This is a genomic window from Thermosynechococcus sp. QKsg1 (assembly GCF_031586415.1).
In the GTDB taxonomy this organism is placed as follows: Bacteria; Cyanobacteriota; Cyanobacteriia; order Thermosynechococcales; family Thermosynechococcaceae; genus Thermosynechococcus.
Map to the genome: position 1 here is coordinate 977,794 of NZ_CP134200.1, position 20,130 is coordinate 997,923.

Below are 20,130 nucleotides of genomic sequence, written 5' to 3' on the forward strand. Positions count from 1 at the left end.
TTTGCTCCTCAACAGGTCTGTACAAAGGGCCAGCCCGGAAATCGCCAGAGAATGATGGGAATTGCCACTGTCCAGAAAAAGGCATTGAGCAAGGCAATTTGACCCGCCAGATTCATCGGCAGATGCAACCATCCCTGCAGCACCCAGCGATCCAAGGGCAAGACCAAGAGCCACATAAAACAAATGACGGCCATTCCGCCCCAAAAGATTGGCCAGCGGGCGTTGCTATTGAAGCCCTCAAAAAAGGTTTGACCCACCAGTTCTTCGAGAATGGCGACGGGGGCAGAGCGGTATTGCCCACCCGTAACTTGGGTAGCGGCGGCGAGTTGCGGAGCATGATCACCGACAACAATGGCGTTGATTTTGACTCGTTGTTGGCGGGCATTGGCCACCACGCCTGCATCCACTGGGGCTTCCCCATCGGTAATGAGGAGCAGTTGGCGGCAGCGATTCGAGATCTGTTGCAGTTGTTGGGTGGCCATGGCGATCGCCCCCGAAAGATTGGTGGCACTGGGATCCACTTGGGCAAGCAAGTCACTGCGATTGAGGGCTTGATCCAGTTGGGTGAGGAGCAGATCACTATTGGTTTCAAACCGCGGCGTCAGAAACACCACATTGCGACCAAAGCCGTGGATCATGACTTCGTTGGGGTTGGTGAGTTCCCGTTGGTTACGTTGTAAGTAGAGCTTGGCAGCGAGCACCTGCTGCGCCATTACAGTTTGCGGTTGATTAAATTGCAACGGATTATTGCCAAACGTACTGCTGCTGAGATCAAGGGAGAGAACAACGGCGACACTAGGGCGTCCCCAATTCAACAGTGAGAAGAGCAACGCCAGCAGGACACAGCCTATGAAAAGAATGAGGGGAATCTGAAAAAGAGGGTAATACCACAGTTGTCGCCGACGAGTCATAACTCACCTAAGGCAAGGTACCGCTAAAGACTGCGAGGGCAGGCCCGGTCATATACAAATGTTGGCTAGGCAAATCCCAGCGAATATGGAGATCTCCCCCCGGCAGTTCAACCGTGGCTTGGGCTTGATCGCCCACAGGACTGAGGCGATGGGTCAAGACGGCAGCGACGAGGGTGGCACAGGCTCCCGTTCCACAGGCAAGGGTGATACCAGCTCCCCGTTCCCAGACGCGCATCCGCAAGCGATCGCTCCCTAGGACTTGCACAAACTCAGTATTGGTACGCTGGGGAAAAACGGGGTGATGTTCAAACTGTGGGCCAAGGGTTGCCAGATCAACCGCAGCGACATCCTCGACAAACGTGACACAGTGGGGATTGCCCATACTCACACACGTCACCAACCACGGGCGATCGCCCACCATTAGGGGCACATCAATCACCTTTTGATCTGCGGCTGCCAAGGTGGTGGGAATCTGCTGCGCCAAGAGTTGGGGTTTACCCATATCCACCGTTACCTGACCATCCGCTTGTACCTCTGGCACAATGAGACCGGCAAGGGTGTCAATGCGGTAGCGCACGATTTCGCCGGCGGAGCGACCCTCAAGGGCAAAAATAAACTTGGCCAAACAGCGAATGCCATTGCCGCACATTTCGGCCACTGAGCCATCGGCATTGTACATCCGCATGCGGTAGTCGGTATCCCCCGTGCCTGTCAGCAAAAAAATCACGCCATCGGCGCCGACCCCAAAGTGGCGATCGCACCAGTGTTGCGCTTGTTCTGGGGTTAAGAGCAGCTCTTCCTGATGGCGGTTGTCAATGAGTAGGAAATCGTTACCTAACCCTTGGTACTTCTGAAAAGATAGGCTCATAAAATTGAAAAGGTACGAGAGGGAAATCCATGACCGACGAATTCAATACGGCACTGCCCAGCATTCGCCAGTTGCAGACCTTCATTAAAGATAGCACCGAGGTTGAAGTCAAGCTCAGCACCAGTGATCTCGTGGTTGGTAAGGTGCGCTGGCAGGATATGAATTGCCTCTGCGTTGTCGATCACTATGATCAACCCACCATTATTTGGAAGCAGGCCATTGTCTTTATTAAACCCAAGCTAGCCTAAGGACCACAGTTGCAGCGCCACTGCCAAGGCCTCTTGATAGACCACCTGCCAAGGCTGCTGATGCTGACGGGCAAGGGCGGCACAGTCTTCGTATTCCGGCTGGACATTGAGCCGCTGTCCTTGGTGTTCGGCTACTTTCACCCGTACTTCACCAAAGACCGTTGCAATGGTTTTAATTTGGCGTTCAAGGATATAGCGCTCCTGTACCTGCCGCCGCAGCCCCAGCGTCGTTGTTTCCCGAAAGAGGGTCTGGACACAGGCGGCCTCAACACTGGGGGGACACAGCACCGTGAGCAACACCCCCAAGCGTGACTTTTTCATCGTAATGGGTTGGTAAAAGACCTCAATCGCACCAGCAGCATAAAGTTGTTCAAGAGTATAGCTGAGGGCTTGGGGTGTCATGTCATCCAGTTGGGTTTGCAGTTCGACAATGGTTTTTGCCGTAGTTGTTTCTGCTGAGTTCGGCAGCGTTCCCAACCAGAGACGCAAGAGATTCGGTAGGGGCAACTCTTGACTCCCAGCGCCTAAGCCCACCCGTTTCAATGTCATCGCTGGCGGCGCACCAAAGCCCTCACTGAGGGCACAGACAAGGGCAGCGCCTGTGGGTGTCACCAATTCTTTTTCAATACCGTTGCTGTAGAGGGGCACTTGGTAGGTTTGGCACAGTTGTAAGACCGCAGGCACGGGCACCGGCAATTGACCATGGGCAGCTTTGACCATTCCGCCGCCCGTTGGTAAAGCAGAGCAGTAAATGCGGCTCACATCAAGGTAATCCAGCCCTAAGCAGGTGCCGACAATATCCACAAGCGCATCCACCGCTCCCACTTCATGGAAATGTACTTTTTCTGGCTCAATGCCATGCACGGCGCCCTCAGCAATGGCCAAGGCTTCAAAAACCTTGAGACTCCAGTCACGGGCGCGATCGCTAAGGTGGGCGGCACGGATTTGCTCTGCAATGTCTGGCCAATGGCGATGGTGATGGGAGTGGCGATCGCGCAGATGCACCTGTGCTTTTAATCCCCGCTGTCCCTTGCGCTGCACTGTTTCAATGGTTAGCTCAAACTCATTGGCAATTCCCAGCTTTGCCAATTGGCTTTGGAGGTAGTCGAGGGGAACCCCCAGATCAAGGAGGGCACCCAGACACATATCCCCCGCCACCCCAGCAGGGCAGTCAAAATAGGCAACCGTCATAGCAAACTCACAGGTGCAGCGGCACTAAGGACTATGATACCGGGTTTATAGTGAGCGAAACTGCGAGGAGACTTACCCTACCGCTGAGGTTTCTGTGGCGATCAACAGCTCATCAACTATAACCGACGGTTGCCACTGGTAGCGCCTCAAGTTAATGCGATCGCCCGCCTCAAAAATAATCCCCTCTGCTTCTAGGCGCCAGCGCTGTAACTCATCCGTCCCTTGGCGTTGGGGCGCGTAGGAGATTTTGCCTTGGGCATTAACCACCCGATGCCATGGAATGTCAGAATTCGGTGCCACTTGATAAAGGGCATAGCCCACATAGCGTGCATGCCGTGGCCAACCACACAGGGCAGCAATTTGGCCATAGGTGGCCACACGTCCTACGGGGATTTGCTTCACTAACCAATAAATTTTTTGTTGAAACGTCAGTGCCTGTGTATCTGTCTTCATAAGATTTCATATTTTAAGGCACATTCAACCCCTCTAAATCCGTATTCCTACGGAGGAAAGCATCAAAATGAACCCCCTAGATTAAACATTAAGGGTGGTAACAGGATTACTAAATTCAATTAAGAACACCTGCCCCCGAAAAGATAGATCGGTCATGATTTAAGCAGCAGCAATGCTGAGGCAGGGGAGGGTGGAATTCTTTGCTTTGTGTTGAACCATGATGTGTTTCTCATCTAATTGTTTTTTGCTGAATGATTGCTTCTATGCTTTTTTGACTTGAGCTCCCAATTGTCTTTGTCGATATTCTTGACGCTATTTGATGGAGTCGCCCTATGACCATGACCAGTTCCCGACCCCAAGCCGCCGCTGGCGATCGCTACGGTGTTAACCATCTCCTGCGCAAAAAATACCCGAAACGCCACCATCACTATGCTTTTTGGGACTTCTTTCAATTCGATAGCGATCGCGGTACCTATACCGATTGGAACAATGCCCGTAACCTCCTAGTGACTGAAGACTTCATCATTGGCCTCATTGAAGGCCTTGAAGAGGAAGTTGGCCCTGCCTCCAGCGTCGTCATGTACAAAATTGGTGAAGAATGGGGACGCCGCGATGCCCGCTTCTTCCAAGAGTGGTTTCCCACGGAATATGGCTATGAGCAGGGGATCAAGCAAATGCGGCTTCCCTATGTCCTCGAAGCTTGGTGGTGGCCCTGCACAACCCAAGGCTGGGGCAACTGGGAAGTGGATCTCAGCGAGCAAAAACATGGCTTTATGTTCATCAATATCTTTGATTCCGTTGTGGCGCGTACCTTGGGGGATGTTGGCCGACCCGTGTGCCACCTCTACGCAGGCCTCTTTGCCGGTTTCTTTAGCGGCCTGATTCAAAAAGAACTCAGTTGTATTGAAATCCAGTGCTACGCTATGGGAGAAACCTACTGCAAGTTCCTGCTCGGCAAGCAGGATCGCATTGATGCCGCTGCCTTCTGGCAAAACGAAGGAGCCTCCGCCAAAGATATTGAAAAACGGCTCCGCAGTGGAGAACTGGTCTATGAAAAACCTAAACGGTAATTGGCAACAGCAAGCCGTTGCTGAATTCTTTGAGGAACTGAACTGGCTGGGCTTGGTGCGGCAGCAACCGGTGGCGGAAGCTGTGGTACTCAATTGGCAATCCCTGAAAGTTGGCGAATTTTGGCAGCGGGTCAATTGGCTGGGGCTTGAGGTCAAAGGGGCGATCGCTCCCACGAGTCCCACAGAATGGCCCAGCTATCGCGTCAAGGACTTCTTTGGTCACATCAACTGGGAAGGGATTAGGGTCATCTTGCCTGCGATCTCACCCCCCCTAGAGGAGGAAATGGCGGCTCCCCCCGTTGCTGCCCCTGCCACCCCTTGGGCTGCTTGGTCGGTAGAAACCTTCTTCCGCCAACTCAATTGGGAAGGCCGTCCGGATCAGGCCATTTCCCTCGAGCCGAGTCTGTGCCTCTGGCGCCTATCGGTCAAAGACTTCTGTGCCAGCCTGCCTTGGGCAGGCCAACCCGTAATTGCCCAAGTGAGGAAAGTGGAACCCCCGCCCCCTGCCCCCGTGGAACCCGAAGTCACCCTCTCAGACTTATCAAACCTGTTTTAGGAGATCCCTATGCACACCGAGTTAATGAATCTCTACTACAAAGCCGAAGAAAACTACCTCAGCAATGTGGACATCAAAGTCTTCCGCCACCACATCGAATCGCTCCAGCAGCGGTTGAACACCTATGAATTTCTGCGGGATCATGAAATTGATATCTTTCAGCCTGTGGCCGACACTCTGCAAAAGAAATACCCCACCGAAAATCCCCAAACCCTTGAGCAAGTGTTGCGTCAGGCGATCGCCCTACTGCGCTATGCCGCCATGGCCATGCTCCTGAATAACCCCGAGTTTTTGCAGCATCGGCTCCTCGAGTGGCTCACGGAAGTGGTCAACGCCCACCAAACCCAAACCCTATGGAGCAGTTGCCACGAGCTTCTCAGTGCCCGCCTCAAGGAAATGCTCACCGAGGCTGAACAGGACTTGATTTTGCCGCTGTTGGATCACGCCCAAGCGACCCTTGTGGGTCTGCCAGCGGTGGTCTCTGTCCACGCCTAGGTTAGGGTTGGAAGTCTGCTGAAAGTGCTTGTTATGCCTACGAATGAGGATGTCCTATGATCTCTGTTGCTGATTTGGTCAAAGACCCCATCATCCCCGGCAACTACTACGCTGCCGATGCCTATGTACAGGGGGATTTTGAAACAGGTCTGATTGAAAACCGCAAAGGTGCCCGTCTCATTGCCCTACCGGATATTTTGCTCCAAGCCATCTATGCCGGCCTCGATCAGGAAGTGGGACAGGCCAGTGGGGTGGTTCTCTTTAACTGTGGTCGCTGGTGGGGCAAGAACTTTTATCGCCGCTTTGTCGAGGAGGTCAGCGAGTACTATCGCCGTCCCCTTGCGGAAATGGAAATGGTGGAGTTTCTCCAGTGTCTCAAGGAATGCTGGAAGACCCACGGTTGGGGCACGATTGATCTCGATGTGAGCTTCTACCAGCAGGGCTTTTTGGTGGTGAAAACGTGGGACTCCCCCTTTGCGGCGGCGGCTCCCAAAAATACGGGTCAGCCCCAATGCGCTGCCGAGGCGGGGATTTTAGAGTCCTTCTTTAGCCAATTGACTGGTCGCGATCTCCACTGTGTGCAAACCGCCTGTGAAACCCTAGGGGCAACCAATAACCTCTTTGTCTTGGGCTTGCGGGAGCGGGTCGAACCGGCTAAGGCTTGGCTGCAAGAGGGACAGGATCACGACACGATTATGGAGCGGCTGTGTCGCCCTCAAGCGGCTTGAGTATGATCCTAAAGTAACTCTCGATGCGTCATTAATAAGGAGAAAAGAGCAGTGGCCAAAGTTGTCAAACTTGAACCCATCTCGCGGGAAACCACGATTAATACCAATGACAATTTGCTGTCTGCTCTATTGGACTCTGAACTCCATGTGCTCAAGGAGTGTGGCGGGCGTGGAATGTGTGCCACCTGCCATGTCTATATCAAAGAGGGGATGGAGAGCCTCTCCCCAATCAATAAGCGTGAGCAACGCACCCTTGAGGTGATTACAACGGCAAATGCCACCTCTCGCTTGGCCTGTCAGGCACGGGTACTGGGGCCGGGGGTAGTGGTGGAGCTACCCTCAGGGATGTATGTCAACGCGGTTGAAGATATTGAGTCTTTGATTGGGCGGCGGGCTGAGCAGGATATTTTGCACCCCCTCGATGGCCGCGTCTTGGTGGAAGCGGGCAAGCTCATTACCCGCACGATGATTACCCAGTTGAAAGATACCCAAGTGCAGGTGGGGCAATATCTCGCCAATACGTCGGATGCCTAACCAACCACTTCATTTTCATCCTCAGGGAGGCACCATTTATGGAAGACCGTAGTTTAAATTCCCATGACACGCCATCGCGCAGGGGGCTAGCACCTCTAGAATGGGGCGCAACAGGGCTAACGGTTGTGTTGTCGGTGGCGGCGGCTGCGACCCAACAGGCCATTTTGACAGCGATCGCCCCTTTGCCCCTTTCGCTGGCGGTGGGCTTAAACTTAGTGAGCCGTAAAAAACTGGATGACCAGTTCCAAGCCTTTGTGCAGCAACAGGAGGCGAAAATTGCTGAATTGGTGGCGTCCCAAGGGCAGCAGCAGTCAGAGGTCGGCGGCCTCACCCTTGCCCTTAGTCAGGTGCGCGATCGCCTTGAGGATGTGCAACAACAGCTGGCACAGCTGGGTCAAGGGACGCAGCATCTCCACGACTATACCCGCATTCTCGACACGGAGCAAAAACAAATTGAACAGGTTCTCGAGTGCCTGCGGGAAATTGAGAAAAATACCCAAGTGATTCAAACCAACCCCAGCCATGCCAAGGCCTACTACAATCGCGGTCTCACCCATCAGCGGCTAGGGGATGCCGAAGCGGCGATTCTCGACTACTCCGAAGCCATTCGCATTAATGAGAACTATGCCAAGGCCTACCACAATCGCGGCGTTGCTCGCTCGACCCTTGGCGATCGCAAGGGAGCAGTAGAGGATTTGCGCACAGCGGCAAAGCTGTTCTTTGAACAAGGGGACATTAGCAGTTATCAGCGGGCACGGGATCTGGCCAAGCGCATCCATGAGGTGGGGAGTATTGAACAGGAAGACAAGGAAGTCCCCTTAGAAATTCTTTTCTCCTAAGAACCGATTGGCTGTGCGGCTCAATCTGCATGGACAGGGGCGAGATTGCGAATCATTCTGAGAAATGTTTTTCGTTGATGGTTGAGGCTCGTTGTTGGCCACGGCTCGTACTGCCCAAACCTCCCGTTACCGACTGGTGGATCTAGCCGGTCAAGGCCAGTACGGAAAAGTTTATCTGGCGGTCAATCGTGAGTCCGGTGACCTCGTGGCGATTAAGGTGCTCAGCGAGCAGCAGTTGCTGACCCGTGGCTTTTTGCGGGAGTTGAACTTTTTGCTGACGCTACAGCATCCCCATGTGGTGGGTTGTCAGGCGATTGACTATATTCGCGTGCGCCATAGCCCCCAAGTAAGCCGCAGTTTGGTAATGGACTATTGTGCCGGCGGGACATTGCGATCGCTCCTAGAGCAAGAACAGGCCTTACCCCTGACCACCGCTTTGCGCCTCACGTTGGATATTCTCGCAGCTTTGGCCTATGCCCATCATCGCGGCATTCTCCACTGCGATCTCAAACCGGAAAATATCCTGCTGGAGGTGACTGCTACGGGCTGGCAGGCAAAGGTGTCCGATTTTGGTGTCGCACGCCTCATTGAGGATGTCAAGGGCAGCGGTCAAACGGGATCTCCTGCCTATATGGCGCCGGAGCGTTTCTATGGTCAGACGCTGCCCGCTTCCGATCTCTATGCAGTGGGGATTCTCATGTACGAGATGATCGTTGGCGATCGCCCCTTCCACGGCACACCTGCTGAACTCATGACTGCCCACCTTAGCCGTCCCTATACCCTTCCTGAAGGCTTGCCCTTTCTGGTGCGGAGCATTATTACTAAAGCGTTGGATAAATTACCGCAGCGCCGCTATAAAAGTGCAGCGGAAATGACGATGGCGGTGCAATTAGCCCTAGAGGTGATCGAGGCAGAGCGTCATGAGCAGCCGTTGTTGTTCTCTAGGTCACCGGCGGCGGTTTGGCTGGGGGAACCCCAAGGCTATTCTTTAGCGATACCGCCCCAACAGGTTGCTAGTACGGCCACAAGGTTCTATGGGGTGGTGGGCGATCGCCTCTGGGCTTGGCAAGCTAGGGAGACTGTGCCCGAAGAGATGGGTCAATGGCCGCTCCCACCGCTGCCCATTCAACTCTATGGCGGTGAAGTGAGTGCTTGGCTGCGAATCAATGTGCTGCCCCCCCAGTTTTTCTGCATCCATGACCAGCTTATCCCCCTAGACTGTCGTCTTCACTCTAGCCTCAACCAATTAGCCATTGACGCCACTGGTTACTGGTGTGCAGAAACCGAGATTGATAGCGCAGCAGCGGAATTACAGCTTCATGTCCAACTGATCAATGGTCAAGGGCAGCGGACTCTCCGTTGTCAATGGTATGGACGAACGTTTGTGGATACCCTGCTCCTCAATTGTCGCTATGGCGTGGTGATTAGTCGATCGCACCATCCTGAGACGGAGCATGCCACCACCCATTTTCAACTCTTTGACCGCCGCGGACACTGGCGGCTATACACCCAACTGCCTGCCCACCTGAGATTGTTTACCCCTGCCCACCACCAGCCATGGCAACTAGCAGCGTTTGAAGATCATCCGCAACAACCTCTATTGATGCTCCTGCACTTGCGGCCTTGGCGGATTCAACGCTTGGGGCTGCGGTTTCGTCCCCAATTTCTCTGTGCTACGCCTTGGGGCTATGTGGTGGCGGGTCGCCATCGTTTGAATTTAGTGACCCACAGCGGCGAAATTGTCGGCACGGCTGAAAGTGAACAGGAGATTTGTGGCCTCGGCTTTACGGGCGATCGCCACCTTTGGTTGATTCGTCACTACCAGGACAAGTATGTCTTGCAAACGTGGGACATTACCACGTGGGAGATTGACCTCATCCTCTAAGCCAGCAGCCTATGATAGAAAGAATAGCCGTGGGATATGCCCCATGAAACAGCCCCAGATTCTCAAAATTACCCGCAAAGCGGCCAGTCTGAAACAAAAGCAAAAGCAGCAGTCATCTCCCACCACCCTTGATGTTACAGCGACAACGGTAGCCTCTGAACCCGTCGTTGAGGTAGCAGCGGGCGATCGCCACAATGCCGAGGGTCACCAACACTGGTGGAGTGAACGCTGGATTGGTGTGCTAGAGTCCTTTGGCTGGCGCCGACGGCTAGAGCGGGCACGCAATTATGTCCGTGAAGGACGGGTGCTCACCTTGGAATTCCAGGGCAACCAAGTCCATGCTCAAGTTCAAGGCACGGCTCCCGAACCCTATCACGTCAAACTGCATCTCGATGCCTTTAGTGAAGAGCAGTGGCAATATGCCATTGACGGCATGGCTCAAAAGGCTTTCTATGCGGCCAAGCTCCTCGCCGGGGAGATGCCCCCCAGTATTGAGGAGGTTTTCACCCAAGCCGGACTCAGTTTATTTCCCTTTACCAAATTTGACATCCACAGCCGCTGCAATTGCCCTGACCCGGTGAATCCCTGTAAGCACATTGGCGCGGTCTATTACTTACTGGGGCAGTACTTTAATGACGATCCCTTTTTGCTCTTTCAGTTGCGGGGCAAAACCAAAGAGGAGATTCTCCAACGCCTGCGCCACTATCGGGCAACGGCGACTACCCCCTCTATGGTGCCCACCCCCCCACCCCTCTATGAGCCACTGAAAACCGATGCTCCCTTTTGCCAATATCGCCAGCCCCTACCCCCAGAGTTAGTGGTGCTTGTCCCCAGTGGTCAACCCCATGCGGTGCTTTCAGTGTTACCCCCCTTTCCCCATGAGGTTCCCAGTGAAGTGGCGCAGTTAATGGCCACCCTAGAGCAGATGTACAGCAGTGCCAGTCTTGGGGCCTGTCAGTTGGCGATGAGTGAACCGCTGAGAGGAGATGAGGGAACCGAAAGTGAGCCATGAAACCCAACCAGTATGACGGTCAGGGCGAAAATCTCAAACGTGGTCTCAAAGCAGAGGACGCCTTCTTAGAGCTTGCCCGCAAGCAGGGATTCCAAGTTCACCACGCGAGCGAAGCTGCTGATATTCATGAGCACTGGGATTGTTTGTTGATTAAGGGGCATGAGTCCCTGAAAGTGGACATCAAGGCAGTCAAGAAAATTCAACGCCAAGACCCGCAGCCCCAAGATCAATACACTTGGATAGAATTGCAGGGGGTACGTGATCGAGGCTGGTTGTTTGGCGGTCACTCAGACTATATTGCCTTTCAAACGTTGAACTCATTTATTTTGGTGCAGCGCACAGCACTGATAGCGTTTGTGCAAAAGAATGTCGATCTCGCCGTTCTAGTGACCCAACCTACAGAGGCCCTAAAAAAACATCAAGGCAAATATCCTGTGTACCGTCGCTCAGGGCGGAGCGATCGCCTCATCTTAGTCGAAACCGATATTCTAAGACAGCTTCCGGGCAGTATCGAGTGGCTGAATCCCCAGTAACTTCCCCCTTTTCCCCAAGAAAGTCGCGATCACATCCCTTTAGACCAGCGATCGCCCAACCTGTCAATAATATCCACCATGTCTGAATTGCCCCAACCCGCCAGCAGATGGGCAGCAATGGCACACCCCCCTGCACCAACCCCTTCTTTGACAAACCCCTGTTCATAGGTACGCAGGGCAGGATGACGGGATGCGCTGAAATCAAGCTGCGTGTAAATGAGTGGACACTGAACACGCTCTGCCAAGCGGTGAATCTGAGCCGTTTGATCTTCAATCAGCCAGCGGGTTGTGCCCACCACGATTTGTTCGGGACACCAAGGCAGCTGACGCCACTGGGCGATCGCCCGTGCAAAGGCATAGACCGCGATCATTTGCGACCCCCCCGCCAGCAACACACCACAGGTTTGACTTGCCCGCAGGACCATAGCCGCCACAACCACCTGCATTGGATCGCCAATCGCCGCTACACAAGTGAAAGGATCCGCATTAGCAGGTAGATGGGCAAGTCCCTGTTGCACGAGTTGCCACTTTTGGGCATGGTTACTCTGGCGGTGGCTGCTGCCCACACAATCGCGAGCGGCAATGCCCAAACTTTCACAGAGGGCAAGGGCAGTAGTGGTGCCGGCAACCACACATTCAGCGATAATCAGCCACGGGTGATGCTGACTCAGCTTGGCGCCCCAAGACCACCCCTGTTGCCAAAGATGCGCCACCATTTGTGGTGCCATCGCTTCACCCGTCGTTAGGCAGCGCGCCGGGGCGCCCCCCAAGTCAATCATCTCGGGCAGACGCGGCAAAGGTAAACCCGCATCAAAGACGTAGAGGGGCAACGCCAAAGCCTCAAGAAGGGCACGACTAATTAGAGCAGGGGAAGCACCCGCCGTCAGCGGCGGCAGGGGATAGTGGTAGTGGGGTTGAATGCCTCGCAGCAGGAACTCGCCATCCGCTAGGGCTGTGGTTTGGCGATCGCTGGGGGTTTGACCCGCCGCCGAGATTCCGGGAATCAATGCCGTTTCCGTAAAGCCAAGAACACAGACTAGGGCAGGAAAGTCGGGGTGCTGGCAGTGGCGATCGCCCCAAGCGCGGGCAATGGATTCTCCCGTGGCAACGCCAATCATACTAATCGACTAATAATTCCCGACCACTGCACCTGCTTGAGGTGTTCACGGCGATAGGAGAAAAAGCACTCAGCATCGCGAAACGTACAGTGGGGAGACAGGGCAATTTGCTCGTCCCTTAGCCCCAATTGCAGCAATTGCAAACGATTCACCCGTGCCACATCCACCCGAAGTCGCTCAGGGTCTGGATCAAGAAAGATCATCTCTGGGTCTAAGGCAGCGAGACGCTGGTAAAGATCATCGCGGTCAGTGGTTTCCGTCACCCCCTCAAGAATGGTCTGCGCCAAGGCACGGGCCACATTCAGCCCCACTTGATAGACCTCACCGCGAATCGCAGGCCCCATGGCAATCCGTAAATTGGCAAGATCACTGCCGAATGCTTGCATCTGCTGGAGCGTGGCCTTAGAGATTTGGATCGCTGTCCCCCGCCATCCCGCATGAATCGCCGCAACCCGTCCACTCGCCACATCGGCAATTAGTAAGGGGACACAGTCAGCACTACACACCCAGAGGGCTTGATCAGACCCTGTGGCCACAAGGGCATCGGCCTCTAAACGCTCATCACTGGCTAAAACTTCTGCCGCCAAAGCCACGCGATCGCCATGCACCTGTTGGGTTCGTAGCGGTGTTGCTGTCGTGCCTAGGGCTGCAGTGAGGGTGCTGAGGTCTTGTCCTTGCCAATCGCGAGTAAAGAAGCCATGGGAAAACCCCTGCAAAAGATCGCAGGTAAGAAAGCGCCCGAGGTCAGTGGTTTGCCAGTGCCACATTGTCAGATCCAATGACAGCTAAACTATGGCGTTCTCGTAGCTCCCTAGAAGGCACGAATCGCCTCCTTTAATACCTCCTCCCTAAGCCTTGAACGTAAAGATTGAGGTGTGCCCAAATCAACAGAACAGTTTAAGATTTCCTCCAGATATTCTTTTAACTCAATGAAGGTAAATAATCCAACAGGCCTTTCAAACGCTACTAACAAATCAACATCACTTTCAGCGTGAGCTTCATCCCGTGCCACTGAACCAAACAGCTGCAGGGTCTTTACTGCAAATTTTTTAAGGGATTCTCGATGGTTTTCTAAGGTATTGATCACTAACTGAGGAGTCACCATTCCAATGTTTCCTTATTCTTTTAATCTGACTGATCCACTGGCTGATGCGGTTCATCGGGGAGAGAGTCCTTAAGGGGTTCTAGGCAGCAGGGGGCAAGTCAAAGAGAACGGTGGTCATATAGCGTTCTGCCCAAGCAGCACCAAAGGCTTTTTCCAGCACACGGCGGGTTTTATCGTTCTGCTGTTGCTGGTGGCAGTAGTGCCGTTGGCCGGCAATCACGGCTTCGGGCTGATCCGTGGGCACAGCTTGCTGGCTAAGTTGACAGTGGAGCGTGAGGTACTCACCAAGGCGATCAAGAAATTGCTGTTCCTCAGTGTCTCCCTGTGGCCGAATAAAAATGCAAAAGGGGGAGAAGATCTGTCCCCAAGGGGGCAACTCACGGGGTTGACTAAAGGTGAGTTTTGGCAAAACACTTAAGGCCGATGTATAGGCAACGGGCAACTCACCCGTTACCGGGGAGAGATCTACAATTGCCGCACTAATTTGCCCTCGGCCCCCCACGAGGTCACAGCCAAACATTGGCAGATCGTAGCGCGGCTCTGGAAACATGACACAGTGCAAAATGTCGAGACTCTCCCCCACCCGTGCCAGTTCAAGGTGAAGTTTGCGAAAGGGCGGTGCTTGGTAGCAGTGGTTCTCAATCGTTAGCCGCTCCCCTTCCAGTTTGCCCTCGACATAACCGAGATCCTCAGGCAGGGTATAGGGGGCTAAGGGCAAAGTGCTCTGCCAAATCTGCTCAATGCGATCGGCGAGCCGCTGAATTAGGGGATGCTGGTGTTGACGGAGAGACATAGCCTTGATCCTAACCCAAGTCTGTGCCGCTTGCGAGGGAGCGATCGCCCCCGCTAAACTAACCAAGAGTCTAACAGCCGAGGAATCATGCAAACTCAAATTGCCGCTGCCATTGACCCAAAGCAACTCCAACAGGCGATTCGCGCCAGCCAAGACTTTCTCTTTTCACAGCAATATGCCGAGGGCTACTGGTGGGCGGAATTAGAGTCCAATGTGACCATGACCGCAGAGGTGATCCTGCTCCACAAAATCTGGGGCACCGAACAGCGGCTACCCTTGGCCAAAGCGGAACAGTATTTGCGCAACCATCAGCGGGATCACGGCGGTTGGGAGCTATTTTATGGCGATGGCGGCGATCTCAGCACCAGTGTGGAAGCCTATATGGGACTGCGGCTCTTGGGCGTCCCCGCAACGGATCCCGCCCTAGTGAAGGCACGGCAATTTATCCTTGCCCGCGGCGGCATTAGCAAAACTCGCATCTTTACCAAACTGCACCTTGCCCTCATTGGCTGCTACGACTGGCGTGGGATTCCCTCCCTCCCCCCTTGGATCATGCTCCTGCCGGAGGGTAGCCCCTTCACTATTTATGAGATGTCTAGTTGGGCACGTAGCAGCACCGTGCCGCTGTTGATTGTCATGGATCGCAAGCCCGTTTATGCCATGGATCCGCCCATTACCCTCGATGAACTCTATGCCGAAGGGCGGGCAAATGTGATCTGGGAACTGCCCCGCCAAGGCGACTGGAGTGATGTCTTTATTGGTCTCGATCGCGTTTTCAAGCTCTTTGAAATCCTAAACATTAATCCCCTTAGAGAACAGGGGCTAAAGGCCGCCGAAGAATGGGTGCTCGAGCGTCAAGAAGCCAGTGGCGACTGGGGCGGCATTATTCCGGCGATGCTCAACTCCCTATTGGCATTGCGTGCCCTTGACTATGCTGTGGATGACCCCATTGTGCAGCGGGGGATGGCAGCAGTGGATCGCTTTGCGATTGAAACCGAGACCGAGTATCGCGTCCAGCCCTGTGTCTCGCCAGTTTGGGATACTGCCTTGGTCATGCGCGCCATGGTGGATTCAGGCGTCGCCCCCGATCATCCCGCTCTGGTCAAAGCTGGCGAATGGCTGCTGTCCAAGCAAATCCTTGACTATGGGGACTGGCACGTAAAAAACAAAAAAGGTCAGCCGGGGGGATGGGCCTTTGAATTTGAGAATCGCTTCTACCCCGATGTGGATGATACAGCGGTGGTGGTGATGGCGCTTCATGCTGTGACCTTGCCTGACGAAAACCTCAAACGGCGAGCCATTGAGCGGGCAGTCGCTTGGATTGCCTCAATGCAGTGTCGGCCGGGGGGCTGGGCAGCCTTTGATGTGGACAATGACCAAGATTGGCTCAATGCCATTCCCTACGGCGATCTCAAGGCAATGATTGACCCGAATACTGCTGATGTCACGGCACGGGTGCTGGAGATGGTGGGGCGGTGTCAGTTGGCCTTTGACAGTGGTGCCCTCGATCGCGCCCTTGCTTACTTGCGCAATGAGCAAGAACCGGAAGGCTGTTGGTTTGGCCGCTGGGGGGTGAACTACCTCTATGGCACGAGTGGGGTGTTGGCAGCCCTCTCCCTTGTTGCCCCTCGCTACGATCGCTGGCGCATTCGCCGTGCCGCTGAGTGGTTGGTGCAGTGTCAAAATGCCGATGGTGGTTGGGGTGAAACCTGCTGGAGCTACAACGACCCTTCCCTCAAGGGCAAAGGGGATAGCACCGCTTCCCAAACTGCTTGGGCCATTATTGGCCTTTTGGCCGCTGGCGATGCCACAGGAGACTACGCCACAAAAGCTATTGAAAAGGGGATGGCCTACCTGCTGCAGACCCAGCGCGCCGATGGCACATGGCACGAGGATTACTTCACTGGCACGGGCTTTCCCTGCCACTTTTACCTGAAGTACCACTACTACCAGCAGCACTTTCCGCTGACGGCCTTGGGGCGCTATGCCCGCTGGCGGGGTCTTTTGGCTAATGAGAAAAAATCAGGCTAGAAGGAGCGCAGCTGTTGCTGATAGGCCAAGGGATCGGTGCCACACAGGGGTTGGGGGGCAACCACACAGTCATTGCTCAAACCAGAGCGAATTAAATTTTCAGCAAGCAACTGGCGATCGCGCGGCGCAGGGTGGGTACTCAAAATCGTTGGCGGTGCCCCTCCCTCCCGTTGCAATTTCTGGAGAAATGTCACCATCGCCCGTGGATCATAGTTGCTGCGAGCCAATAGCCCCAGTCCATAGCGATCGGCCTCTAGTTCCTGCTCACGACTGCGGGGACGCCGAAAGGCAAGTTCCATGGCTATTTGTAGCCCGCGATCGCGATCCAAGCCGGCAGCCGTCATTAAGCCTTGGGCGATCGCCATTTGTTGCAGTTGACGAATCACATGGCGCTGATCAATGTGGCCAATTTCGTGGGCAATGACGCTGGCTAGTTCCGCCTCGTTTTCCGCCCGCAGCATTAGCCCTGTAGTGACATAGACAAAGCCCCCCATTGTGGCATAGGCATTGACTTGGCGGTCTTGGATGATGTGAAACTGGTAGGGCACACCTCGACGTTCGCCGACATTAACCAAGCGGTCACCAATGCTATTCACATAGTTTTGCGCAGCGGGATTGCGAACAAGGCGCATCCCTTGCCGCAGCATCTGCTCATGGATCTGTTGCCCCAAGGCCACCTCTTGGCGGGGCGAGATATTCGATAGTTGGATGACCTGAATCCCCTGCAACAGTAACCGCTGCCAGAGATTTTGGGCCTGTGCAGCCACAGGATGGAGAGCGATCGCCACCCCACAGACCAAGCTCGCAAAGAGGAGAAACCAACGTTGTTTTTTCACGGCTAATATTTCGCGTAAAATCCACACCCACGCCTAGCGGCTACTTGCCCCCTTCTGACCCCTCTATTTTAGACATTGTTCCCAAGGCTTAACGTTTTTTAATCTCTGGCACCCGTAGCCCTTTACTGGCCAGCCACTCTGAATTAAAGAGCCGCGATTGATAGCGGGAACCCCCATCGCACAACACAGTAACAATTGTGTGACCGGGTCCGAGTTCCTTGGCGAGGCGTACCGCTGCCCCCACATTAATCCCGACGGAGCCACCCATAAAGAGGCCATCGTAGTGCAGCAGTTGATAAATGATCTCAAGGCACTCTTGATCCTCAATTTGAATCGCATCATCAATGGGAGCGCCTGCTAAGTTGGCGGTAATGCGGCTATTGCCAATGCCTTCGGTAATGGAACTGCCACTGCTACTGAGGGTGCCCGTTTTCGCATAGCTATAGATGGCACTGCCCATGGGATCAGCAATCACAGTGCGAATGGTGGGATTTTTTTCCTTGAGGTACATCGCCACACCTGCATAGGTGCCTCCCGTGCCAGTGGCTGCTACCCACGCATCAATGTGGCCATCGGTCTGCTGCCAAATTTCCGGTCCTGTGGTTTCGTAGTGGGCTTGGCGATTGGCAAGGTTATCGAACTGGTTCGCCCAGATGGCATTCTCCATCTCAGCAGCAATACGGCCAGAGAGCTTTACATAGTTATTGGGGTCTTTGTAGGGCACAGCGGGAACGGGGCGCACCTCGGCACCCAGGGTACGCAACAGATCAATTTTTTCTTGGGATTGGGTATTGGGAATCACAATCAGACACTTGTAGCCCTTGGCATTACAGATGTGGGCTAGGCCAATGCCCGTATTGCCTGCTGTGCCTTCGACCACCGTACCACCGGGTTTGAGAAGGCCCTTTTTTTCAGCATCTTCAATAATGTAGAGGGCAGCCCGATCCTTAACAGAGCCACCGGGGTTGAGGAACTCTGCCTTACCGAGAATTTCACAGCCCGTGAGGTCGCTAAAGTAGTTGAGGCGAATCAGCGGCGTCTGCCCGACGGTGCCGACAAAACCCTGTTTAATATCCATGCCGTCGTTGTTTTAAGTTAACTGAATACTTTTATCGTAAAGGGGTTTGCCGCCAGAATTGCCTTGAGGGGGAGCGTGACGGAGTCAATCGCGAAGTATGCCTTTGGCATTCACCTTTGCTATGATTGGAGATCCTTGGAGAGGTGGCAGAGTGGTTGAATGCGCTTGACTCGAAATCAAGTTTAGGGTAACACCTAACGGGGGTTCGAATCCCCCCCTCTCCGTTGATGTCGGCGATGGCTTAGAAAAATGGATACCTCGCTTTAGCTAGCGATAGATGTAGTGGCACGACTGATCTAGAAGCTTGGCTAATAGAACCTATCAAGCTCGAAAAGTCCTATAAATTGATTACATCAAAAAGTGTAATCTCATTCAGGAGTCTCTCCTTTGCCAGTTCTGCATATCGAGGATCAATTTCAACGCCGACGCCTTTTCGTTTGTTGGCAAAAGCTTCCACCAGTGTTGTGCCGCTGCCACAAAAGGGATCGAAGACGATATCGCCCGGAAAACTAAAGAGCTTGATACATCGTCTCGGCAGTTCCCTTGGAAACGGTGCAGGGTGACCAATCTTTTTTTTGCTTTCGCCGCTGAATGTCCATAGCCCGTTTGTCCATTCCATAAATTCTTCCCGAGTAATATCGGCCTTTTCATCGGACTTGCGCCGCCACTCCTCTTTGTACAACACCACAATTAACTCCACAGGCGCAATCACATAGGGTGCTGAGGGCGACATCCACGATCCCCAAGCCGTCCGCCGCGAAATATTACCCTCATTCCAGACAATGGTGGACTGATATTTCCAGCCAACCTCTTGAGCCAAAACCGTCAAATCCGCGCCAACACTGCGCTGTCCCCCTTTGTTTTTATCGAGGGGAATGTTAAGGCAAAACCGCCCGCCCGTTTTTGTCCAGTGAAAACAGTTGGACAGCCAAGCGCGACTAAATTCTAGATAATCGCTGTAGGGGGCATCATCTTTGACTGAGCGATATTCAAGACCCACATTGTAGGGCGGGGAAGTCACAATCAGGTCAATAAAAGGCTCAGTAAATAAATCAGCATCAAGGCTATTGGCATTGAATAGCCATGTATCTTTCATTTGAAAGAAGGCTTCTTTTTTTGAGATGAATGGCATTGAGTTTTCCCAAGATTAAGAGGGTTTCCATAGCTCTACCCCATCCCGCTGATCAATCCCCTGCAAGAGTACCTTGACCACTTCATCGCGAGCCGTGGGCAGTACTTTACCCGTAAAGTCGGGGTGAATCGGCAATTCGCGGTGCCCGCGATCGATGAGTACCAATAACCAAATGGCACTGGGGCGACCGTAATCATGAACGGCATTGAGGGCAGAGCGAATCGTGCGGCCACTAAAAATCACATCATCCACCAAGACCACAATCCGCCCAGAGAGATCCACGGGAATCAGGGTCTGACGCGGTGTGCGCGGGCCAATGCGATCCAAGTCATCGCGATAAAACGTGATATCCAACTCACCAATGGGGAGGCTCACTCCTTCCAGTTGTTCAACTTGTTGCCCCAACAGCTTGGCAAGGGGAACCCCACGGGTATGAATCCCCAACAACACTAATTTGTCGAGGGCATCGCGAGCCTTCTCCACCACTTGGGAAGCTAAGCGCGTGACAGTGCGCCGTAGATCATCGGCACTGAGAATTTCAACGACTTCACCAGCCATAGCCGTCACGGTAGGGAATTCACAGATTTTAGCGAAATTCCCGCAAAAAGAGACCCTACGCCAAGCGGGTAGGGCCAAAGACGCAGTTAGGAGGTATCTTGCTTCCCTACGATACTGCCGATATTTTGGGGGAGCGAAAGCTTTTACCAATTCTTT

Annotated in this window: 23 protein-coding genes and 1 tRNA gene; 12 read left to right on the forward strand and 12 right to left on the reverse strand. The window is 53.9% G+C overall.

The window, feature by feature from the left end; all coding sequences use genetic code 11:
* Positions 1-8 precede the first annotated feature (8 nt).
* Both RHP47_RS04920 and dapF read right to left on the reverse strand, forming a co-directional pair.
* The gene (locus RHP47_RS04920; RefSeq protein WP_310841211.1) at positions 9-911 is read right to left on the reverse strand and encodes a VWA domain-containing protein; all 903 of its coding nucleotides are present in this window, start codon (positions 909-911) and stop codon (positions 9-11) included.
* Between the two features lie 7 nt (positions 912-918).
* Positions 919-1,779: a diaminopimelate epimerase gene (gene dapF / locus RHP47_RS04925; RefSeq protein ID WP_149818717.1), complete on the reverse strand. Its 861-nt coding sequence runs from the start codon at positions 1,777-1,779 to the stop codon at positions 919-921.
* A 29-nt stretch (positions 1,780-1,808) separates the two neighbouring features.
* On the opposite strand from dapF, the gene RHP47_RS04930 reads away from it, so the two are divergent.
* Positions 1,809-2,027: an Hfq-related RNA-binding protein gene (locus tag RHP47_RS04930; RefSeq protein WP_149818719.1), complete on the forward strand. Its 219-nt coding sequence runs from the start codon at positions 1,809-1,811 to the stop codon at positions 2,025-2,027.
* Here RHP47_RS04930 and larC read toward each other — a convergent pair.
* Together larC and RHP47_RS04940 are read right to left on the reverse strand one after the other, a co-directional pair.
* Positions 2,019-3,218, reverse strand: a complete 1,200-nt coding sequence (larC, locus tag RHP47_RS04935) for a nickel pincer cofactor biosynthesis protein LarC (protein ID WP_310841212.1) — start codon at positions 3,216-3,218, stop codon at positions 2,019-2,021. The genes RHP47_RS04930 and larC overlap by 9 nt on opposite strands.
* A 72-nt stretch (positions 3,219-3,290) precedes the next feature.
* Positions 3,291-3,671 carry an MGMT family protein gene (locus RHP47_RS04940; RefSeq protein WP_149818723.1) on the reverse strand — a complete coding sequence of 127 codons (381 nt, stop codon included), beginning with the start codon at positions 3,669-3,671 and terminating at the stop codon, positions 3,291-3,293.
* Between the two features lie 332 nt (positions 3,672-4,003).
* Here RHP47_RS04940 and RHP47_RS04945 point away from each other — a divergent pair, with 332 nt between their 5' ends.
* The 9 genes from RHP47_RS04945 to RHP47_RS04985 all read left to right on the forward strand — a co-directional run bounded on the left by RHP47_RS04945 (position 4,004) and on the right by RHP47_RS04985 (position 11,323).
* Positions 4,004-4,741 (forward strand): V4R domain-containing protein, encoded by a 738-nt coding sequence (locus RHP47_RS04945; RefSeq protein WP_149818725.1) that lies wholly within the window; start codon positions 4,004-4,006, stop codon positions 4,739-4,741.
* The gene (locus RHP47_RS04950) at positions 4,722-5,297 is read left to right on the forward strand and encodes a hypothetical protein (protein WP_302679939.1); all 576 of its coding nucleotides are present in this window, start codon (positions 4,722-4,724) and stop codon (positions 5,295-5,297) included. Before RHP47_RS04945 ends, RHP47_RS04950 begins: the two co-directional genes overlap by 20 nt.
* Positions 5,298-5,306: 9 nt before the next feature.
* A complete protein-coding gene (locus tag RHP47_RS04955) occupies positions 5,307-5,792 on the forward strand; it encodes a phycobilisome protein (RefSeq protein WP_149818729.1) in 486 nt (161 codons plus the stop codon).
* Between the two features lie 56 nt (positions 5,793-5,848).
* Positions 5,849-6,520, forward strand: a complete 672-nt coding sequence (locus tag RHP47_RS04960; protein ID WP_149818731.1) for a V4R domain-containing protein — start codon at positions 5,849-5,851, stop codon at positions 6,518-6,520.
* Between the two features lie 51 nt (positions 6,521-6,571).
* On the forward strand, positions 6,572-7,054 hold the full coding sequence (locus RHP47_RS04965) for a 2Fe-2S iron-sulfur cluster-binding protein (protein ID WP_149818733.1): 483 nt from the start codon (positions 6,572-6,574) through the stop codon (positions 7,052-7,054).
* 38 nt (positions 7,055-7,092) lie between these two features.
* The gene (locus RHP47_RS04970; protein ID WP_149818735.1) at positions 7,093-7,893 is read left to right on the forward strand and encodes a tetratricopeptide repeat protein; all 801 of its coding nucleotides are present in this window, start codon (positions 7,093-7,095) and stop codon (positions 7,891-7,893) included.
* A 94-nt stretch (positions 7,894-7,987) separates the two neighbouring features.
* Positions 7,988-9,778 (forward strand): serine/threonine-protein kinase, encoded by a 1,791-nt coding sequence (locus RHP47_RS04975; protein WP_310841214.1) that lies wholly within the window; start codon positions 7,988-7,990, stop codon positions 9,776-9,778.
* A 43-nt stretch (positions 9,779-9,821) separates the two neighbouring features.
* Complete coding sequence (locus RHP47_RS04980) at positions 9,822-10,790, forward strand: metal-binding protein (protein WP_149818737.1); 969 nt, start codon at positions 9,822-9,824, stop codon at positions 10,788-10,790.
* Positions 10,787-11,323, forward strand: coding sequence for a hypothetical protein (locus tag RHP47_RS04985; RefSeq protein WP_286626878.1), 537 nt, complete (start codon positions 10,787-10,789; stop codon positions 11,321-11,323). Before RHP47_RS04980 ends, RHP47_RS04985 begins: the two co-directional genes overlap by 4 nt.
* A gap of 29 nt (positions 11,324-11,352) precedes the next feature.
* Here RHP47_RS04985 and cobT read toward each other — a convergent pair whose 3' ends face one another.
* From cobT to RHP47_RS05005, 4 genes are all read right to left on the reverse strand, one after another.
* Positions 11,353-12,441, reverse strand: a complete 1,089-nt coding sequence (gene cobT, locus RHP47_RS04990) for a nicotinate mononucleotide-dependent phosphoribosyltransferase CobT (protein WP_310841216.1) — start codon at positions 12,439-12,441, stop codon at positions 11,353-11,355.
* Entirely contained in the window at positions 12,438-13,208 is a 771-nt protein-coding gene (pgeF, locus tag RHP47_RS04995) for a peptidoglycan editing factor PgeF (protein WP_310841217.1), read from the reverse strand. Before pgeF ends, cobT begins: the two co-directional genes overlap by 4 nt.
* 44 nt (positions 13,209-13,252) lie before the next feature.
* A complete protein-coding gene (locus RHP47_RS05000; RefSeq protein WP_286626880.1) occupies positions 13,253-13,546 on the reverse strand; it encodes a nucleotidyltransferase family protein in 294 nt (97 codons plus the stop codon).
* A gap of 79 nt (positions 13,547-13,625) precedes the next feature.
* The gene (locus RHP47_RS05005) at positions 13,626-14,339 is read right to left on the reverse strand and encodes a phycocyanobilin:ferredoxin oxidoreductase (RefSeq protein ID WP_149818747.1); all 714 of its coding nucleotides are present in this window, start codon (positions 14,337-14,339) and stop codon (positions 13,626-13,628) included.
* 87 nt (positions 14,340-14,426) lie between these two features.
* Here RHP47_RS05005 and shc point away from each other — a divergent pair, with 87 nt between their 5' ends.
* Positions 14,427-16,370: a squalene--hopene cyclase gene (gene shc / locus RHP47_RS05010; RefSeq protein WP_310841219.1), complete on the forward strand. Its 1,944-nt coding sequence runs from the start codon at positions 14,427-14,429 to the stop codon at positions 16,368-16,370.
* Here the strand turns inward: shc and RHP47_RS05015 are convergent.
* Positions 16,367-17,206 carry a M48 family metallopeptidase gene (locus RHP47_RS05015; protein WP_310841220.1) on the reverse strand — a complete coding sequence of 280 codons (840 nt, stop codon included), beginning with the start codon at positions 17,204-17,206 and terminating at the stop codon, positions 16,367-16,369. The two genes, shc and RHP47_RS05015, sit on opposite strands and share 4 nt — an antisense overlap.
* Before the next feature lie 88 nt (positions 17,207-17,294).
* Entirely contained in the window at positions 17,295-18,284 is a 990-nt protein-coding gene (locus RHP47_RS05020; protein WP_302679942.1) for a cysteine synthase A, read from the reverse strand.
* Between the two features lie 137 nt (positions 18,285-18,421).
* Here RHP47_RS05020 and RHP47_RS05025 point away from each other — a divergent pair.
* Positions 18,422-18,508: transfer RNA gene (locus RHP47_RS05025), tRNA-Ser, on the forward strand.
* Positions 18,509-18,621: 113 nt separating this feature from the next.
* Here RHP47_RS05025 and RHP47_RS05030 read toward each other — a convergent pair.
* Positions 18,622-19,416, reverse strand: a complete 795-nt coding sequence (locus RHP47_RS05030; RefSeq protein WP_286626884.1) for a site-specific DNA-methyltransferase — start codon at positions 19,414-19,416, stop codon at positions 18,622-18,624.
* Between the two features lie 15 nt (positions 19,417-19,431).
* Positions 19,432-19,974, reverse strand: coding sequence for a bifunctional pyr operon transcriptional regulator/uracil phosphoribosyltransferase PyrR (gene pyrR / locus RHP47_RS05035; RefSeq protein WP_190278235.1), 543 nt, complete (start codon positions 19,972-19,974; stop codon positions 19,432-19,434).
* Between the last annotated feature and the right edge of the window lie 156 nt (positions 19,975-20,130).

Bases quoted from the DNA above. Each gene is read 5' to 3' on its own strand.
- RHP47_RS04920 (WP_310841211.1), bottom strand. From the start codon at position 911: ATGACTCGTCGGCGACAACTGTGGTATTACCCTCTTTTTCAGATTCCC.
- dapF (WP_149818717.1), bottom strand. From the start codon at position 1,779: ATGAGCCTATCTTTTCAGAAGTACCAAGGGTTAGGTAACGATTTCCTA.
- RHP47_RS04930 (WP_149818719.1), top strand. From the start codon at position 1,809: ATGACCGACGAATTCAATACGGCACTGCCCAGCATTCGCCAGTTGCAG.
- larC (WP_310841212.1), bottom strand. From the start codon at position 3,218: ATGACGGTTGCCTATTTTGACTGCCCTGCTGGGGTGGCGGGGGATATG.
- RHP47_RS04940 (WP_149818723.1), bottom strand. From the start codon at position 3,671: ATGAAGACAGATACACAGGCACTGACGTTTCAACAAAAAATTTATTGG.
- RHP47_RS04945 (WP_149818725.1), top strand. From the start codon at position 4,004: ATGACCATGACCAGTTCCCGACCCCAAGCCGCCGCTGGCGATCGCTAC.
- RHP47_RS04950 (WP_302679939.1), top strand. From the start codon at position 4,722: ATGAAAAACCTAAACGGTAATTGGCAACAGCAAGCCGTTGCTGAATTC.
- RHP47_RS04955 (WP_149818729.1), top strand. From the start codon at position 5,307: ATGCACACCGAGTTAATGAATCTCTACTACAAAGCCGAAGAAAACTAC.
- RHP47_RS04960 (WP_149818731.1), top strand. From the start codon at position 5,849: ATGATCTCTGTTGCTGATTTGGTCAAAGACCCCATCATCCCCGGCAAC.
- RHP47_RS04970 (WP_149818735.1), top strand. From the start codon at position 7,093: ATGGAAGACCGTAGTTTAAATTCCCATGACACGCCATCGCGCAGGGGG.
- RHP47_RS04980 (WP_149818737.1), top strand. From the start codon at position 9,822: ATGAAACAGCCCCAGATTCTCAAAATTACCCGCAAAGCGGCCAGTCTG.
- RHP47_RS04985 (WP_286626878.1), top strand. From the start codon at position 10,787: ATGAAACCCAACCAGTATGACGGTCAGGGCGAAAATCTCAAACGTGGT.
- cobT (WP_310841216.1), bottom strand. From the start codon at position 12,441: ATGATTGGCGTTGCCACGGGAGAATCCATTGCCCGCGCTTGGGGCGAT.
- pgeF (WP_310841217.1), bottom strand. From the start codon at position 13,208: ATGTGGCACTGGCAAACCACTGACCTCGGGCGCTTTCTTACCTGCGAT.
- RHP47_RS05000 (WP_286626880.1), bottom strand. From the start codon at position 13,546: ATGGTGACTCCTCAGTTAGTGATCAATACCTTAGAAAACCATCGAGAA.
- RHP47_RS05005 (WP_149818747.1), bottom strand. From the start codon at position 14,339: ATGTCTCTCCGTCAACACCAGCATCCCCTAATTCAGCGGCTCGCCGAT.
- shc (WP_310841219.1), top strand. From the start codon at position 14,427: ATGCAAACTCAAATTGCCGCTGCCATTGACCCAAAGCAACTCCAACAG.
- RHP47_RS05020 (WP_302679942.1), bottom strand. From the start codon at position 18,284: ATGGATATTAAACAGGGTTTTGTCGGCACCGTCGGGCAGACGCCGCTG.
- RHP47_RS05030 (WP_286626884.1), bottom strand. From the start codon at position 19,416: ATGCCATTCATCTCAAAAAAAGAAGCCTTCTTTCAAATGAAAGATACA.
- pyrR (WP_190278235.1), bottom strand. From the start codon at position 19,974: ATGGCTGGTGAAGTCGTTGAAATTCTCAGTGCCGATGATCTACGGCGC.